Source organism: Pseudomonas sp. 43NM1, assembly GCF_002836905.1.
GTDB lineage: Bacteria > Pseudomonadota > Gammaproteobacteria > Pseudomonadales > Pseudomonadaceae > Aquipseudomonas > Aquipseudomonas prosekii.
On record NZ_MKGS01000163.1, the window covers coordinates 1 to 16,694 of the forward strand.

A 16,694-nucleotide genomic window follows, 5' to 3' on the forward strand; every position below is an offset into this window, starting at 1 on the left:
GGCCGGGGCGGTGGCGGGTTCAGCCTTGGCTTTGGCGGCGGCTTTCGACGGCTGGCTGGCGAACAGTTTCTGCCAATCGAGTTGGCCATCGGCTTCCAGCGCGGCCCAGGTTTCGAGTTTGTTGCTGCGGATCTTGCCGACCACCACTTGTTGCTTGGCCAGATCGATGCTGGTGTCGCTGACGTCGAGGCGTTCCAGGCGCACCAGCGGCCGACCGTCCGGGGCATTGATGGCGAACGGCGCAACGCTGACCGCAACGTTGTTCAGTTGCAGCTCGGTTTCCTTGGCGAGGTTGAGCTTGTAGTCGGTGCTCAGGTTCAGCACGCCGTTTTCCAGGGCCAGCGGCAGCGCATCGCGCACATATGGCCACCAGACTTTCATCTGGCCGTCGGTGACTTTCAACTTACCTTCGGAAGCAATCGGGATCAGGCTGAAATTGCCGGTCCAGTCGATCTGCCCACCTTCCGGCCCCGCCGCGACCAGGGTCATGTCGGCGTTGTCGTCGGGCAGGGTGCTGAGGTTTTTCAGCTCGAAATCGAGTTTGTCGTAGAGGAATTCGATCGGCTCGCTCGGGCGCGCGTCCTGAAAATGCACGTAGCCGCCGGCCAGTCTGATGCGCTCGACACGTAGCGGGAACGGCTTGGCATTCGGGTCGGCGGGCGTTGGTTCGCTGGCGGGGATTTTGAACAGGCCCAGCAGATTGAGCTTGCCGTCCTTGCCGAAGAGGATTTCCGTTTTGGGCTTGTCCAGTTCGATGTCGGAGAGGTGCAGCGCCTTGGTCCAGAGACTGTCGAGTTGCAGGTTGGCGTAAAGCCGTTCGAAGCCGACCTGCTCCTTGCCCGGTTCGCCGATGATCAGGCCCCACAAGGTCACTTCAAGGCTGAACGGATTGAGTTCGATCCGCTGAATATGCGCAGGGGTCGTCGCGTAATTGGCTAACTGCTGGTTGGCGATGCGCAGGGCAATGCCCGGCAAAATCAGAAATCCCAGCAGGCTGTAGAGGGCCAGCGCAGTCAACAGGGCGCCGAGAGCGCGAATCAATCCTTTGGGCATTGTGCGGCTTCATATGTCTGATCGGAGTGCCTTGGAGTATGGCACGCGATTTCGGTTCCGAAGTGATCGCTGTTGCGCAGGATTGTTCAGCCGGTTGCGTAGGAATACGGACGCGCGGTTCAGAGTTGCAGAATCAGCGTCTTCAGCGGTGGCTGCTGATCCAGCGACGGGAAGTCCGCGCCCGGGGTCATCACCGACCATTCACGCACCGGACGCCCAGCTTTTTCGGCGCAACGCAGCACCTGTTCGCGCCAGTCATCCATGCTGACTTTCGCCAGATTGTTGCAGCAGATCAGCACGCCATTGTCAGCAGTGGTCAGCAGCGCAGGCTTGAGCAGGCTCTGATAGTCGCGCAGCAGGTCGACGGTGCCGAACGCGCTCTTGGCCCAGGCAGGCGGGTCGAGCAGCACCAGATCGTACTGACGTTGTTCCAGACGCTCATAGCTCGGCAGTTTGTGCCCGCGCCGCTGGCTGATCGGCAGGCCGGCCAATTGGCGGATCGCCGGGAAGTAATCGGATTGAATAAATTGCATGACTGGCAGCTGCGGATTGAGCAGACCGTTTTCGCGACCGACCGCGAGGTTACCTTCGGCAAAGTCGAGGTTGCACACTTCGCTGGCGCCACCGGCCGCCGCACTCAGGCCGACGCCGCAGGTGTAGGCGAACAGGTTGAGCACGCTTTTGTTGTGGCTGTGCTGTTTGACCCAGCCGCGGGTGTTGCGCAGGTCGAGGAACAGCAGCGGATCTTGCCCGGCGTGACGCCCGCGGACCCGATAGTTGAGGCCCCATTCGTGGCCGATCAGGTCTTGCAGCGCGGCTTCGTCGGCGCGGTACACGGTGTCTTCGCGGTCGATGCGCGAATTGCCCCGCGAGCGGTCGTTGTAGACCAGCAGGGTTTCGAAGCCCAAGTGTTGATTGATGGTTTGGTGGATGTGCAGCAGCGCGTCACGTTCCAGCGCCTGGTGGAAACTTTGCACCAGTAATTGCGGGCCGTAGCGGTCGATGGTCAGGCCGCCGGCGCCTTCCTGGCTGCCATGAAACAGGCGATAGCAATCGGTGCCTTGCTGATGCAGTTCGGCCAGCAGGTCCTGGCGATGATCGAGGGCGGCGCGCAGCGCCTGATTCAAGGAAGACATGCTGGGCGCCTTGCAGGATGAAGTAATTTGGCGCGGGAGTTTAACACTGTGGTGAGGGACCGAGGTGCTGCCATCGCGAGCAAGCTCGCTCCCACAATGGTTTTGTGGCGTGCACAAAATGTGCGATCAGCAAAGATCCCTGTGGGAGCGAGCTTGCTCGCGATGCTTTTGGGTTTTTGTCAGTTCAGCAACCCCATGCGCCGCTTCGCACGTTGCACCGAACCGTTGCGCATGGCCCAGCGCAGCATTGGCGCGCTGCGTTTGACGCTGGCGCGGATCAACTGGCGTTGCAGCGGGTTCTGATGCACGCCGAGCATATCGCTCGCCCAATCCGGCAGCAGGTCGATGCCGGCCTGCATCATCATCCCGCCAAACGGCTTGGCCATGCGGCTGGGCGCGGGCGCATTCAGGAGCAAGCGCAATACCTCGCGACTGCGGGCGTCGCACAACAATTGTGGGCGAATACGTTGCAGATAATCGGCGATTGCCTGCCGGCTCTTCGGCACATTGCGCGCACCGAGGCGCTCGGCGATCACGGCGATTTCCGCGTAATAACGATCCTGGTCCGCCAGTGACAGCTGCGGATTGCGGTAACGCAAATGCGCGCCGAGAAAGTTGCTGACCTCGGCCACGTGCACCCACGTCAGCAAGTCCGGATCGCTCGCCGCGTACGGGCGGCCATCCGCCGCGGTGCCGGTCACTTGCAGGTGAATGGTGCGCACTTTCTCGATCAGCCAGTCGGCGTCTCTGCGTGAACCGAACGTAGTCCCGGCGATGAACTGACTGGTGCGCCGCAAACGCCCGAGCATGTCCTGGCGAAAATTCGAGTGATCCCAAACCCCGGCCAACGCCAATGGATGCAGGGCTTGCAGCATCAGCGCAGTGATCCCGCCAATGAGCATGCTGGTGAAATCGCCATGCACCTGCCAGCTCACCGAATCGGGGCCGAACAGTCCGGGATCGCCCTTGGGGTTTTCCAGATCAAGTTTGCCCAGCGACAACCCGGTCAGGCTCATTAGCTGGTTTTCGATGCGTGTACGAATGAATTCCATGGCAACTCAGTGGCGAAAAAAAGGCGCGGCCAGCAGTGGCCGCGCAGACTTTTGAAACAAGCGATTTACTGGTTCAGGCGTTTCTCGACCAAATCGGCCACCACGCCTGGATCGGCCAGCGTCGAGGTGTCGCCGAGGCTGTCCAGTTCGTTGCAGGCGATTTTGCGCAAAATCCGCCGCATGATCTTGCCCGAACGGGTTTTCGGCAAGGCCGGCGCCCATTGAATCAGGTCCGGTTTGGCGAAGCTGCCGATTTCCTTGCTGACGTGCGCCAACAGTTCTTTCTTCAGTTCGTCGTTGGGATCGGTGCCGTTCATGGGCGTGACGAAGGCATAAATGCCCTGGCCCTTGAGGTCGTGCGGGTAACCGACCACTGCGGCCTCGGCGATGCTGTCGTGCAGCACCAGCGCGCTTTCCACTTCGGCGGTGCCGATGCGGTGCCCGGAAACGTTAATCACGTCGTCGATGCGCCCGGTGATCCAGTAATCGCCGTCCTCGTCGCGGCGGGCGCCGTCGCCGGTGAAGTAATAACCGGGATAGGGTTTGAAGTAGGTTTCGACCATGCGTTGCGGGTCGCCATAAACGCTGCGGATCTGCGCTGGCCAGCTCGATTTGATTGCCAGTACACCGGCGCCGGGGCCATGGATTTCCTTGCCGACTTCATCGAGCAACACCGGTTGCACGCCGAACATCGGTTGGGTGGCGCAGCCCGGTTTGATTCTTTGGGCGCTGACCAATGGGCTGAGCATGATGCCGCCGGTTTCGGTCTGCCACCAGGTGTCGACGATTGGGCAACGCTGTTCGCCGACCGCATTGAAGTACCAATCCCACGCTTCCGGGTTGATTGGCTCACCGACGCTGCCGAGTAATCTGAGGCTCTGGCGCGAAGTTTCCTTCAGCGGTTCGGCGCCTTCGCGCATCAGCGAGCGCAGGGCGGTGGGCGCGGTGTAGAAGATGTTGACGTGATGTTTGTCGATCACTTGCCAGAAACGCGAGCTGCTCGGGTAGCTCGGCACGCCTTCGAAGATCAGCGTGGTCGCACCGTTGGCCAGCGGGCCGTAGACGATGTAACTGTGGCCGGTGACCCAGCCGACGTCGGCGGTGCACCAGAACACTTCGCCGTCGCGGTAATCGAGCACGTATTTGAAGGTCATCGCCGCTTGCAGCAGATAGCCGCCGGTGGTGTGCAACACGCCTTTGGGTTTGCCGGTGCTGCCGGAGGTGTAGAGGATGAACAGCGGGTCTTCGGCGTCCATCGGTTCGGGCGGGCAATCGTCGCTGACGTCGCGCAGAGCCTGGTGATACCAGATGTCGCGGCCATCGACCCAGGCGACTTCGCCCTGCGTGTGCTCGACGACGATCACCGTGCTGACATTCGGGCAACTCAGCAGCGCTTGGTCGACCTTGTCCTTGAGCGGCACGAACTTGCCGCCACGCACGCCGGCATCGGCGGTGATCACGGTGCGGCAATCGGCGTCGAGAATGCGGTCACGCACCGAGTCGGGTGAAAAACCGCCGAACACCACCGAATGCACCGCACCAATGCGCGTACACGCGAGCATGGCGTAGGCGGCTTCGGCGATCATCGGCATGTAGATGCACACGCGATCGCCTTTCTTCACGCCACGGCTTTTCAGCACGTTGGCCAGGCGACAGACGTGATGGTGGAGTTTTTTGTAGGTGATCAGCGCGGATTCGGCGGGGTCATCGCCTTCCCAGATGATTGCGACTTGATCGCCGCGTTCGGCGAGGTGGCGGTCGATGCAGTTGTAACTGACGTTGAGCTTGCCACCGGCGAACCAGCTGGCTTCGCCGGTTTTCAGGTTATAGCGCTGGACGGTTTGCCACGGTGTGCTCCAGTCGAGGAACCGGGTGGCCTGTTCGGCCCAGAAGGTGCTGGGGTGTTCGATGGATTGTCGGTACAGGCGCTGGTAGTCGTCCTGACTCAATTGTGCAGCCCGGCGCACGGCATCGGCTTTGGGGAACGTGCTGATATCGAACATGACGGTTCCTTATTCTTGTTTTGCGACAAGGATAAAGATGCGCCGAGTGAAGAAAGGGATCAAGAGCGCCGACAAACGAGCCTTGTAGGAGCAAAGCTTGCTCGCGATGGCGGCGACGCGGTGGATCAAGCACGCCGCGTCTTCGTTCTTCGCGAGCAAGCTTTGCTCCTACAGCGATGACGTCAGGTCAATCAACATTAATGCTGAATGACCCACCGCAATCGCGGGCAAGCCTTGCTCCTACAGGGTTCGGAGCGTTAGCCGCGGTGACGGCCGCGGAAGTAGTTGATCAGGCCCTGGGTCGAAGCGTCGTCAGCCGGGGTTTCTTCGCTACCGACCAAACGGTTATAGACACCTTTCCCCAGCTCTTTGCCCAGCTCCACGCCCCACTGGTCGAAGGCGTTGATGCCCCAGACCACGCTTTGCACGAAGACTTTGTGTTCGTACATCGCCACCAGTGCGCCGAGACGACGCGGGCTGATGCGCTCGACCACCAAGGTGTTGCTCGGACGGTTGCCCGGGATCACCTTGTGCGGAGCGACCTTGTGCACTTCTTCTTCGCTCACGCCTTTGTCGCGCAACTCGGCTTCGGCTTCGGCCAGGGTCTTGCCCAGCATCAGCGCCTGGCTCTGCGACAGGCAGTTGGCGTACAGCCACTGGTGGTGGTCGGCCACCGGGTTGAAGCTGACAATCGGCACAATGAAATCGGCCGGGATCAGTTGGGTGCCTTGGTGCAGCAACTGGTGATAAGCGTGCTGACCGTTGCAACCGACGCCGCCCCAGATCACCGGGCCGGTATCGGTGGACACCGGCGTGCCGTCCTGGCGCACGCTCTTGCCGTTGGATTCCATGTCCAACTGTTGCAAATGCTTGGTGATGTTGCGCAGGTAATGGTCGTACGGCAGGATCGCGTGGCTCTGCGCGCCCCAGAAGTTGCCGTACCAGACGCCGAGCAAGGCCAGCAGCACCGGCATGTTCTGCTCGAACGGCGCGCTCTGGAAATGCTGGTCCATGGTGTAGGCACCGGAGAGCAGTTCCTTGAAGTTCGACATGCCGATGGCCAAGGCAATCGGCAAACCGATGGCCGACCACAGCGAGTAACGACCGCCGACCCAGTCCCACATCGGGAAGATGTTTTCTTCACGAATACCGAACGCCACAGCCGCCGCGTTGTTGCTCGATACGGCGATGAAGTGACGATACAGCTCGGCTTCCGAACCGCCCTGAGCCAGATACCAGGCGCGAGCGGCCTGAGCATTTTTCAGGGTTTCGAGGGTGTTGAAAGATTTCGACGAAACGATAAACAACGTGGTCTCGGCGCGCAGCTTCATGGTCAGTTCGTGGAACTCACTGCCATCGATGTTCGCCAGGTAATGGCAGCGAACGCCTTTTTGCGCGTAGGACAACAGCGCTTCGGAGACCAGCTCCGGGCCGAGGAACGAACCACCGATGCCGATGTTGACCACGTCGGTGATCGGCTTCTCGGTGTAACCGCGCCAGAGACCATCGTGGATGCGGCCCACGAGGTCAGTGATCTGGTTCAGCACCTTGTGCACTTCGGGCATCACGTTGACGCCGTTGACCGACAACTTGTCGCCCACCGGACGACGCAAAGCGGTGTGCAGCGCCGGACGGCCTTCGGAAGAGTTGACGATTTCGCCGTCAAACAGCGCTTTGATCGCGCCTTTGAGGTCGACTTCGTTAGCCAGGCCCACCAGCAGGTCGCGGGTCTCGGCGTTGATCAGGTTTTTCGAGTAATCGAGAAACAGACCGCAGCTGCTGAGGGTGAATTGATTGAAGCGCTGCGGGTCGGCATTGAAGGCTTCGCGCATGCTGAAATCCTGCATGGCTTGGCGGTGATCTTTCAACGCTTGCCAGGCGGGCAGAGCGGTAACGTCGTGAGGAGTGCGGTAGTACGCCATCGCTGCGGTTTTCCTTTTTACTTGAACGGCCTTTTGATCACGATAAATCCCGGAGCGCTGCGGTGGGGCGTCCGGTCAACTGCGTCGACACGATTTCATGGCGCAGGGCGAATACAGTAAACCTCGCGCTGCGATCTGTCTTGACTTTGTCTGACCCGTTCCCGGTACTTTTTTATACAACGAAGGGAAAAACGTCCGACCAACGGAAGGGAGGACAATACAAAATCCACAGTGGGAGCTTGCTCCCACAGGGAATGGCGTTGCCAGGGTTATGCGTCGAGGTTCAGGTGCAGGTTGTCGATCAACCGCGTGGTGCCGAGGAACGCCGCCACCAGAATCACCAGATCGCGATCCTGCGCAGTTGCCGGGCGCAACGTCAGGGCGTGGCGGATTTCCAGATAATCACTGCGCAAACCTGCCGCTTGCAACTGTTGGACTTGCGCGGCGATCAGCACCGGATAATCGCGATCACCCTGTTGGATCGCCTCGGCAATCGCCGCCAGTGTGCGATACACCACCGGCGCCGTGGCGCGTTGTGCTTCGTCGAGAAAACCATTGCGCGAGGACAACGCCAGGCCATCGGCGGCGCGCACGGTCGGTTCGCCGATGATCTGGATCGGCATGTTCAGGTCGTGCACCAGCGCGCGGATCACCGCCAGTTGCTGGAAATCTTTCTGGCCGAAGATCGCCAAGTCAGGCTGAACCATGTTGAAAAGTTTGCTGACCACGGTCGCCACGCCTTCGAAATGCCCCGGACGGCTGGCGCCGCACAAACCTTCGGACAATTGCGGAACGCTGACGCGGGTCTGGCCGGTCATGCCGTCGGGGTACATTTCTTCAACGGTCGGGGCGAACAACAAGTGGCAACCGGCCTGGAGCAATTTCTCCTGATCAGCCGCCAGGGTTCGCGGGTATTTGTCGAGGTCTTCGCCGGCGCCGAATTGCAGCGGGTTGACGAAGATGCTCGCGACCACGAAATCGGCGCGTTGCGTGGCTTTGGTGATCAGCGCGACATGGCCGCTGTGCAGGTTGCCCATGGTCGGCACGAAGGCAATGCGCTTGCCTTCACCGCGAGCACGGGCGACGGCGGCGCGCAATTCGCGGACGGTTTTAACAGTGTTCATGCAGAGAATCCGTGTTCGATACCAGGGAAAGTCACCGCTTTGACCTCGGTGACGTAAGCGCCAAGCGCCGCTTGAATGCTGACTTGGCCGGCCATGAAGTTCTTCACGAACTTCGGCACGCGGCCGGTGATCGACAGGCCGAGCATGTCGTGCAAGACCAGCACCTGGCCATCGGTGTCGCTGCCGGCACCGATGCCGATCACCGGAATGCCGACGGCTTGAGTGATTTCCTGCGCCAGTTCGCTCGGCACACATTCGAGCAGCAACATGCTGGCGCCGGCCTGTTCCAGCGCGATGGCGTCGGCACGCATCTGCCGCGCCTGGTTCTCGCTGCGACCCTGGACTTTATAGCCGCCCAGAATGTTCACCGATTGCGGGGTCAGACCCATGTGCGCGCACACCGGGATGCCGCGCTCGGCGAGCAAGCGAATCGAATCGGCCAGCCACAATGCGCCTTCAACCTTGACCATGTGCGCACCGGCCTGCATCAGCAGGGCGCTGTTGGCCATGGCTTGTTCGGTGGTGGCGTACGCCATGAACGGCAGGTCGGCGAGGATCAGTGCATCGCCGTTGCCGCGTTTGACCGCGGCGACGTGGTAGGCCATTTCCGCGGTGGTCACGGGCAGGGTGCTGTCGTGACCTTGCAAAACCATGCCGAGGGAGTCGCCCACCAGCAGCACTTCGACACCGGCCTCGTTGCAGGCGTGGGCGAAAGTCGCGTCATAGCAGGTCAGCATGGTGATCTTTTCACCTTTCTGCTTGAGGCTCTGGAGCGTGGTCAGGGTGATGGCTGGCATGTAAGAAATCCTCGTTCAGGCGCTATGGAAACTACTGCGAGTAACGCGCGTGATTCTTCATTTACTCAGGCGCACGGTCTTTTTGTCGTGCTTATAAGGCCTGGATTGCGCCCTTTGCGCCGCGTTGGCGGCAGCGGGACGCCTATAGTCGTGAGGAGAACTCGGGAAGTCAATTGCGTGTGTTACCGGGTTGTTACGTGTGGGGTGTTACCTGGGAAATAAACGCCTGTAGGAGCAAAGCTTGCTCGCGATAGCGTCAGGTCAGACAGGATTGGGTCCGAATCCTGGACCGCCATCGCGAGCAAGCTTTGCTCCTGCAGGATCAGTGTGCAGTTTGGGGGATGCGTTCGAGGCCGATGAACGGGCAGGCTGCCAGCAGGTCGGTGAGGGTTCTGCCATCCGCCAAACGCAAATCCGCCGGCGCCAGTTCGGCCAGTGGATAGAGGACAAACGCGCGTTCCTGCAGATGGTAATGCGGGACTTTGAGGCGCGGCTCGTCGATCAGGCGATCGCCAAACAGCACAATGTCGAGGTCCAGCGTGCGCGGCCCCCAGCGTTCAAGGCGCTCGCGGCCCTGAGCGTTTTCGATGGCTTGCAGCGCATCGAGCAAGTCCAGCGGCGCGAGTGAACTGTCGAGGGCGGCGACTGCGTTGGTGTAGCGCGGTTGCCCGGGGAGCAGCGAATCACTCTGATAAAACGCCGAAACCGCGACCAGTTCGGTCTGCGGCAATTGCGCCAGCGACTCGATGGCGCTGCGCAATTGTTCGGCGGGGTCAGCCAGATTGCTGCCCATGCCGATGTAGATGCGTTCCATCACTTACTCGCCCGTAGCGCTCGGTGCGCCGGCCGCGCGTTTACGCTTGGCGCCGCCGCTGCGACGACGTTTGCGCGGTGCGCCAGTGCCGTCGTCCTTGCCGCTGAGGTCACGAATCATGTCGCGGCGTTCGCTGTCGTTGGCGTCCTGATAATCGGTCCACCACTCGCCCAGGCCATCGGTCTGCTCGCCGGCGCTTTCGCGCAGCAACAGGAAATCGTAACCGGCGCGGAACCGTGGGTTGTCGAGCAACAGGTCGGCGCGCTTGCCGCTACGGCGGGGCAGGCGTTCCTGCATGTCCCAGATTTCACGGATCAGCATGGTGAAACGTTTTGGAATCGCAATGCGCTGGCACTGTTCGGCAATCAGCTCGTGCGCCGCTTCCTGCATCGCCGGAATCGGCGGCATGCCACGTTCCTGCAGGCGCAACACGCGCGCTGGCAGCGCTGGCCACAGCAGGGCGGCAAACAGGAACGCCGGGGTCACCGGTTTGTTCTGCTTGATCCGCAGGTCAGTGTTGATCAAGGCTTCGCTGATCAGCGTGTGCGTGTACGTCGGGTTGTATTCCAGGGCCTCGGCGCTCGCCGGGAACAATGGATCAAACAACTGCAAGTCGACCAGCATCTCGAAGGTGTCTGCGGCGTGGCCGGAGAGGAACAGCTTGAGCACTTCTTCGAACAGCCGCGCCGAAGGAATTTCGCGCAGCATCGGCGCGAGATCGCGAATCGGCGCAGCGCTGTGTTTTTCGATGCCGAAATTCAGCTTGGCGGCGAAACGCACGGCTCGCAGCATGCGCACCGGGTCTTCCTGATAACGCTGCTTCGGATCGCCGATCAGGCGGATCAGGTGATTGCGGATGTCGTGCACGCCGTTGGCGTAATCGAGAATGCGCTCGCTGACCGGATCGTAATACAGGGCGTTGATGGTGAAGTCGCGGCGTTGCGCGTCTTCTTCCAGCGTGCCGTAAACGTTGTCGCGCAAAATGCGCCCGCTCTCGTTGCGGGAAGACTGGTTGCTGTCTTCCTCTTCATCGTTTTGCGGGTGATTGGCACGGAAGGTCGCGACTTCAATGATTTCGCGACCGAAGTGGATGTGCACCAGTTTGAAGCGACGACCAATGATCCGCGCGTTGCGGAATTCGGCCCGTACTTGTTCAGGGGTGGCACTGGTGGCGACGTCAAAATCTTTCGGCGTGATGCCGAGCATCATGTCTCGCACACAACCGCCGACCAGATAAGCCTGGTAACCGGCGTTCTGCAGGCGTTCGACGATATTCACCGCGTAACGGCTGAATTGGCCCTTCTGCAGCGAATGTTGGCCGCTGTTGAGCACTTCAGGCGTGCTGCGGATGTGTTGCGTAGGACGCTTGGGAGAACGGAGTGACTGGAACAACTTCTTCAGCATGGGATGCACTGTTTGAAGGAATGTTCGGCCATAACCAGGAATGACCGCATGATGGGCCGGGATTCTAGCATTTAGTCGAGGGATGGTGTAGGACACAGCAGATATGAGCTGCAAGCCGCAAGCTACAAGGGAAAAACGCAGTTCAAAAGCGCGATTTTAATCAAATCGCAGAAACTACAAGGGGAGCCGAAGCTCCCCAAGAAGTAGTTGCATGCTCTATTTTTATTATTGGTTTCGGGCTTTTTGTTTTTGTTAAGTGCCCTCGCCATGAAGATTTTCCTTCATGACCCTCCCAATCGGGAGCCAAGAGCAAACGGATTGCTTTGGTCGCTGTGCTGCAGTGATCTTGCGATCCAACCAGTTCAGGCTCTGTCTCAGGACAGTTTTTGTTGTTCTCGGCCTGGTCGCGGGGCAAGCCCCAAATACAACGCCTCTCCAAAAGAATCAGTTAGCTGCGCCTCTCGCCGTCTTGTTTTTATTGTGCGTGAGTCGATTCGTCTTATTTTTATTGTCTTGTGCATTGCTTGTTATTGTTCTTGTACCAAACATATAGCAGGGTGCGTGCCAACTTTTGCCATGCCCAGCAAAACAAGGGCTTAGACGGTTTTGGAGGGTTTTTCGAGGCATAAAAAAACCGGGGCTTCGTTACCGTAAGCCCCGGTTCTGTTACGTGGAAAAAACTGAGGTAACAGTTTTTCCAGCAAGTCACGTGTTACCCGCACACTCGACAGGTGCCGTTCAGCTCTCGCTGGCCACTCCGGTTTTGCGTCGCGGAATGCCCAGGCGCTGGCGGCGTTCCCACAGGCATTTGCGGCTCACCCCGAGTTTGCGCGCCAGTTCGGTCTCGGTCATGTGGTCCTGATGCTCGAGGACAAAGTGCTGGAAGTAGTCTTCCAGTGACAGGTCTTCGGTCGGCTCATGGCTGTTGTTACCGGCGGCGGTGCCTTGTTGCGGCGGCAGGCCGATGAAATCGTCATCGTCCAGATCGCTCAGTTCGATGTCTATGCCCAGCAGCTCGGCAGAGATTTCCGGGCTTTCGCACAGGATCACCGCGCGTTCGACCGCATTCTCCAGTTCACGAACGTTACCCGGCCAGCTGTAGTGACGAATCGCCTGCTCGGCATCCGGGGCAAACTTCAGATCGGTGCGGTTGACCCGCGCGCTCTGCCGCGCCAGGAAGGCATTGGCGATTTCGTTGACGTCGGCACCACGCTCGCGCAGGGCGGGCAGTTTCAGGGCAATAACGTGCAAGCGGTAATAAAGGTCTTCACGGAACTGGCCGATCTTCGCCAGGCTCTTGAGGTCGCGGTGCGTTGCAGCGATCAGGCGTACATCGACCTTCTGCGACTGCACCGAACCGACCCGGCGAATTTCGCCTTCCTGCAACACGCGCAGCAGACGGGCCTGGGCTTCGAGCGGCAATTCGCCGATTTCATCGAGGAACAACGTGCCGCCGTCCGCCGCTTCCACCAGCCCCGCACGCCCGGCGCTGGCGCCAGTGAATGCGCCTTTTTCGTGGCCGAACAGTTCGGACTCGATCAGGCTTTCCGGGATGGCTGCACAGTTCACCGAAATCATCGGCGCCTTGGCGCGTTTCGACAGGTTATGCAGGGCGCGCGCCACCAGTTCTTTACCGGTGCCGGACTCGCCCTGAATCAGCACATTGGAATCGGTCGGCGCGACTTTGCGGATCTTGCTGTAAAGATCCTGCATCGGCGGGCACGAGCCGATGATGCCGATCTCGCCGTTGCTGTTATCGATGCCCGGTTTGGCTGCGCCAGTGCTGGCTTTGCCAACCACCGGCTCACCGACGACTGGCGACGATTGGCGATCACGCAGGATACGCGCGACAGCCTGAAGCATTTCGTCGTGATCGAAAGGCTTGGCGATGTAATCCACCGCGCCCATCTTCATCGAATCGACGGCCGAACGCAGGCTGGCGTAGCTCGTCATGATCAGCACCGGAGTGCCTTGGCCGAGCTTGATCAACTCGGTGCCCGGTGCGCCAGGCAGGCGCAGGTCACTGACGATCAGGTCAAACGTGGGAATGCTGAAACGCTCTTGTGCTTCCTGCACGGATCCGGCTTCGCTGACCTGGTACTGGTTACGTTCCAGCAGGCGGCGCAAGGCGGAGCGGATAATTGTTTCGTCTTCGACGATCAAAATGTGCGGCATTGATTCGATACTCTCGACGGTCTCAGTTCACAGCGGACGTCGCTTCGACATGACGCGGCAATGTCACCCGGATACGGGTGCCGCGTTGGCTTTGAACATCAGCCGGGCTGTCGATGGTGATTTGTCCATAATGCTCTTCAACGATGGAATAGACCAGTGCAAGGCCCAGACCGGTGCCTTCGCCAGGATCCTTGGTGGTGAAGAAGGGTTCGAACAATCGGTCCATGATGTTCTTCGGAATTCCGCTGCCTTCGTCTTCGACGATCAAATCGACCGTATGTTCGCCGGCTTCGCTTTTGACCCGCACTGCGCTGTGTGGCGGTGAGGCGTCGCGCGCGTTGGAAAGCAAATTGATCAACACTTGGGCGAGCCGCTGCGGATCGCCTTCGACCCAGTGGTCGGGGTCGCACAGGTTGTAGAACTGTACTTCGAAATTGCGCCGGTTGAGGGCCAGCAGGCCGATGGCATCCTGCGCCACTTCCGCCAGACAAACCGGTTCGTCGCTGTGCTGATGGCTACCGGCGTGGGCAAAACTCATCAACGACTGGACGATGCGCGACACGCGTTTGGTCTGCTCGAGAATCTGCCCGCTGATCTCGGTCAGCTCGGCGTCTTCCTCACGCTCCTCGCGCAGGTTCTGCGCCAGGCACGCGATCCCGGTGATCGGGTTGCCGATTTCATGGGCGACGCCCGCCGCCAGTCGGCCAATGCTCGCCAGCCGCTCGGAGTGCACCAGTTTGTCTTCGAGCATCTGGGTTTCGGTGAGGTCTTCCACCAGCAGCACCAAACCACTGTTGCCCGGCGCCAGCGGTTCATCGATGGCCGCTTTGTGCAGGTTCAGCCAGCGGGTCTGGCCGTCGAGGGCCAAATGCTGTTTGTGCAAATGTTCGTCGGGCAGATTGATAAAACCCTGGAGCAGTTCTTTCCACGGATCGCCAATCGTACTCAGGCGCGAGCCGACCACCCGCTGCGCGGCAATCCCGGTCAGCTCTTCCATGGCTTTGTTCCACATCAGGATCTCTTGATCCTTGGCCAGCGAGCAGACGCCCATCGGCAATTCCTGCAACGTCTGCCGGTGGTAACGGCGCAGGGCATCGAGTTCGGCCGCGAGACCGGTCAGGCGCGAGTGGTAATCCTCGAGCCGGCTTTCGATGAAGTGAATGTCTTCGGTCACATAGTTTTCGCCGCCCGCCTTATAAGGCAGGAAGGTTTCAACCATGTCCTGGGCAACGCTTGGGCCCATCAAACCGGACAAGTTGGCCTCGATGCGGTCGCGCAAACGGCGCAAGGCATAAGGACGGCGCTCGTCGAACGGCAGATAGAGATCGCGCAGGGCCTGCTCGACTTCCTTCTGCGCGGCTTTCGCGCCCAACGGTTTGGCCAGTTGCGTGGCGAATTCCTGGGGTGAAGCGGCGTGCAGCTCGCGGCGCTGCGGGCGCCGAACGTTGTCGACGGCGCAGGCTTCGGCGGCGCTGGCCTCTTCCGGGCTGGCGTTGGTGAACAGCGAAATCAAAGTGAACATCAACACGTTGGCGGCCAGCGAGGCTATCGCCGCCATGTGCCAACTGGTGTCGTCGAGCACGTAAATCATGTTCAGCAGCGGAATGTAGAAACCCTGCAGATTGCCCACCAGCGGCATCAGCATGGTCACCAGCCACACCAGAATCCCCGCGAGCAGACCGGCGATAAAGCCGCGCCGGTTGGCGGTCGGCCAGTACAGCACCGACAACACCCCGGGCAGGAACTGCAACGTGGCAACGAACGCGACGATGCCGAGGTTGGCCAGATCCTGCTCGGCGCCCAGCAGCAGATAAAAGCCATAACCGGCCATGATGATCGCGACGATCAGCGCGCGGCGGGTCCACTTCAGCCAGCGGTAGATATTGCCTTCGGCCGGCGGTTGATACAGCGGCAGCACCAGGTGGTTGAGCGCCATCCCGGACAACGCCAGCGTGGTGACGATGATCAGCCCGCTCGCCGCCGACAACCCGCCGATGTACGCCAGCAACGCCAAAGCCTTGCTGTTGGCGGCGATGCCTATACCCAGCGTGAAGTATTCGGGATTGGTCGTGGCGCCGAGTTTCAAACCGGCCCAGAGAATCAGCGGCACCGCCAGGCTCATCAGCAACAGAAACAGCGGCAGGCCCCAACTGGCGCTGACCAGCGAGCGCGGGTTGAGGTTTTCGGTGAAGGTCATGTGATACATGTGCGGCATCACAATCGCTGAGGCAAAGAACACCAGCAGCAGCGTGCGCCACGGACCTTCTTGCAACGGCGTGTGCAGTGCGGCGAGGGCGGTCTGGTTTTGCAGCAGCCACAACTCCAACTGTTGCGGGCCGTCGAACACGCCGTATAACGCGTACAGGCCCACGCCGCCGATGGCGATCAGCTTGATCACCGATTCAAAGGCAATCGCGAACACCAGGCCTTCGTGTTTCTCGCGCGTGGCAATGTGCCGCGAGCCGAAGAAAATCGTGAACAAGGTGATCAGCGCACAGAAACTCAGGGCGACGCGGTGCTGCACCGGTTCGCGGGTGAGGATGCTGATCGAGTCGGCCACCGCTTGAATCTGCAACGCCAGCAGCGGCAACACGCCGATCAACATGAAAATCGTGGTCAGCGCGCCGGCCCAGGTGCTGCGAAAGCGAAACGCGAACAAGTCCGCCAGCGACGACAATTGATAGGTGCGGGTGATTTTCAGGATCGGGTACAGCAACACCGGCGCCAGCAGAAACGCGCCGGAGACCCCGAGATAACTCGAAAGGAAGCCGTAGCCGTACTGATAGGCCAGACCCACCGTGCCGTAAAACGCCCAGGCACTGGCGTAAACCCCCAGCGACAGTGTGTAGGTCAGCGGGTGGCGAATGATCGCGCGCGGGATCATGCCCCGTTCGCTGATCCAGGCTACGCCGAACAGCACCGCCAGGTACGCGGCGCTGATCACGATCATCTGGGTCAGGCTAAAGCTCATCGGCATCTTTTTGGCTCTGCAGGATGAAGGTCACGACGATCAGAATCAGCCAGAGCAGATAAGGGCGATACCAGGCGCCAGTGGCGTCGATCCACCAATCCATGATGGCCGGGGAGAACAGGTAAATCCCCACTACCAAAAGCAGGACCAAGCGATAGATGTACATCCCGGCCTCTCTTGTTTATGCGCGTGCCCGAAAACGTGCGGCGATGGTAACGGATGGCGGCGCTACTGCAAGCGCCA

The 16,694-nt window shown here is 60.2% G+C and carries 13 protein-coding genes; all 13 read right to left on the bottom strand.

Annotated features, from left to right (window positions below; all coding sequences use genetic code 11):
• A partial coding sequence (locus BI292_RS20005; protein ID WP_157831284.1) for a DUF748 domain-containing protein occupies positions 1–1,053 on the bottom strand: 1,053 nt, incomplete at its 3' end.
• Positions 1,054–1,172: 119 nt separating this feature from the next.
• Positions 1,173–2,189 carry a class I SAM-dependent rRNA methyltransferase gene (locus BI292_RS20010; protein WP_101208898.1) on the bottom strand — a complete coding sequence of 339 codons (1,017 nt, stop codon included), beginning with the start codon at positions 2,187–2,189 and terminating at the stop codon, positions 1,173–1,175.
• Positions 2,190–2,368: 179 nt separating this feature from the next.
• Positions 2,369–3,241: an oxygenase MpaB family protein gene (locus BI292_RS20015; protein WP_092277897.1), complete on the bottom strand. Its 873-nt coding sequence runs from the start codon at positions 3,239–3,241 to the stop codon at positions 2,369–2,371.
• 65 nt (positions 3,242–3,306) lie between these two features.
• A complete protein-coding gene (acs, locus tag BI292_RS20020) occupies positions 3,307–5,244 on the bottom strand; it encodes an acetate--CoA ligase (protein WP_101208899.1) in 1,938 nt (645 codons plus the stop codon).
• 9 nt (positions 5,245–5,253) lie between these two features.
• Positions 5,254–5,403: a hypothetical protein gene (locus BI292_RS28815; protein WP_157831285.1), complete on the bottom strand. Its 150-nt coding sequence runs from the start codon at positions 5,401–5,403 to the stop codon at positions 5,254–5,256.
• A gap of 98 nt (positions 5,404–5,501) precedes the next feature.
• The gene (pgi, locus tag BI292_RS20025; RefSeq protein WP_101208900.1) at positions 5,502–7,166 is read right to left on the bottom strand and encodes a glucose-6-phosphate isomerase; all 1,665 of its coding nucleotides are present in this window, start codon (positions 7,164–7,166) and stop codon (positions 5,502–5,504) included.
• 269 nt (positions 7,167–7,435) lie between these two features.
• Positions 7,436–8,290 carry a pantoate--beta-alanine ligase gene (panC, locus tag BI292_RS20030; protein WP_101208901.1) on the bottom strand — a complete coding sequence of 285 codons (855 nt, stop codon included), beginning with the start codon at positions 8,288–8,290 and terminating at the stop codon, positions 7,436–7,438.
• The gene (gene panB, locus BI292_RS20035; RefSeq protein ID WP_101208902.1) at positions 8,287–9,087 is read right to left on the bottom strand and encodes a 3-methyl-2-oxobutanoate hydroxymethyltransferase; all 801 of its coding nucleotides are present in this window, start codon (positions 9,085–9,087) and stop codon (positions 8,287–8,289) included. The genes panC and panB overlap by 4 nt, the downstream gene beginning before the upstream one ends.
• A 322-nt stretch (positions 9,088–9,409) precedes the next feature.
• Positions 9,410–9,901: a 2-amino-4-hydroxy-6-hydroxymethyldihydropteridine diphosphokinase gene (folK, locus tag BI292_RS20040; RefSeq protein ID WP_101208903.1), complete on the bottom strand. Its 492-nt coding sequence runs from the start codon at positions 9,899–9,901 to the stop codon at positions 9,410–9,412.
• A gap of 3 nt (positions 9,902–9,904) precedes the next feature.
• A complete protein-coding gene (locus tag BI292_RS20045) occupies positions 9,905–11,305 on the bottom strand; it encodes a polynucleotide adenylyltransferase PcnB (RefSeq protein WP_101208904.1) in 1,401 nt (466 codons plus the stop codon).
• 738 nt (positions 11,306–12,043) lie between these two features.
• Positions 12,044–13,480 (bottom strand): sigma-54 dependent transcriptional regulator, encoded by a 1,437-nt coding sequence (locus tag BI292_RS20050; RefSeq protein ID WP_101208905.1) that lies wholly within the window; start codon positions 13,478–13,480, stop codon positions 12,044–12,046.
• 22 nt (positions 13,481–13,502) lie between these two features.
• A complete protein-coding gene (locus tag BI292_RS20055; protein WP_178076604.1) occupies positions 13,503–16,457 on the bottom strand; it encodes a sensor histidine kinase in 2,955 nt (984 codons plus the stop codon).
• Positions 16,441–16,617 carry a hypothetical protein gene (locus tag BI292_RS20060; protein ID WP_003176118.1) on the bottom strand — a complete coding sequence of 59 codons (177 nt, stop codon included), beginning with the start codon at positions 16,615–16,617 and terminating at the stop codon, positions 16,441–16,443. Before BI292_RS20060 ends, BI292_RS20055 begins: the two co-directional genes overlap by 17 nt.
• Positions 16,618–16,694: the final 77 nt, after the last annotated feature.

What these genes read in the sequence shown, in the direction of transcription:
- BI292_RS20055 (WP_178076604.1), bottom strand. Translation starts at nt 16,457, where the DNA reads ATGCCGATGAGCTTTAGCCTGACCCAGATGATCGTGATCAGCGCCGCG.
- BI292_RS20010 (WP_101208898.1), bottom strand. Translation starts at nt 2,189, where the DNA reads ATGTCTTCCTTGAATCAGGCGCTGCGCGCCGCCCTCGATCATCGCCAG.
- panB (WP_101208902.1), bottom strand. Translation starts at nt 9,087, where the DNA reads ATGCCAGCCATCACCCTGACCACGCTCCAGAGCCTCAAGCAGAAAGGT.
- BI292_RS20015 (WP_092277897.1), bottom strand. Translation starts at nt 3,241, where the DNA reads ATGGAATTCATTCGTACACGCATCGAAAACCAGCTAATGAGCCTGACC.
- panC (WP_101208901.1), bottom strand. Translation starts at nt 8,290, where the DNA reads ATGAACACTGTTAAAACCGTCCGCGAATTGCGCGCCGCCGTCGCCCGT.
- pgi (WP_101208900.1), bottom strand. Translation starts at nt 7,166, where the DNA reads ATGGCGTACTACCGCACTCCTCACGACGTTACCGCTCTGCCCGCCTGG.
- BI292_RS20045 (WP_101208904.1), bottom strand. Translation starts at nt 11,305, where the DNA reads ATGCTGAAGAAGTTGTTCCAGTCACTCCGTTCTCCCAAGCGTCCTACG.
- folK (WP_101208903.1), bottom strand. Translation starts at nt 9,901, where the DNA reads ATGGAACGCATCTACATCGGCATGGGCAGCAATCTGGCTGACCCCGCC.
- BI292_RS20050 (WP_101208905.1), bottom strand. Translation starts at nt 13,480, where the DNA reads ATGCCGCACATTTTGATCGTCGAAGACGAAACAATTATCCGCTCCGCC.
- BI292_RS20060 (WP_003176118.1), bottom strand. Translation starts at nt 16,617, where the DNA reads ATGTACATCTATCGCTTGGTCCTGCTTTTGGTAGTGGGGATTTACCTG.
- acs (WP_101208899.1), bottom strand. Translation starts at nt 5,244, where the DNA reads ATGTTCGATATCAGCACGTTCCCCAAAGCCGATGCCGTGCGCCGGGCT.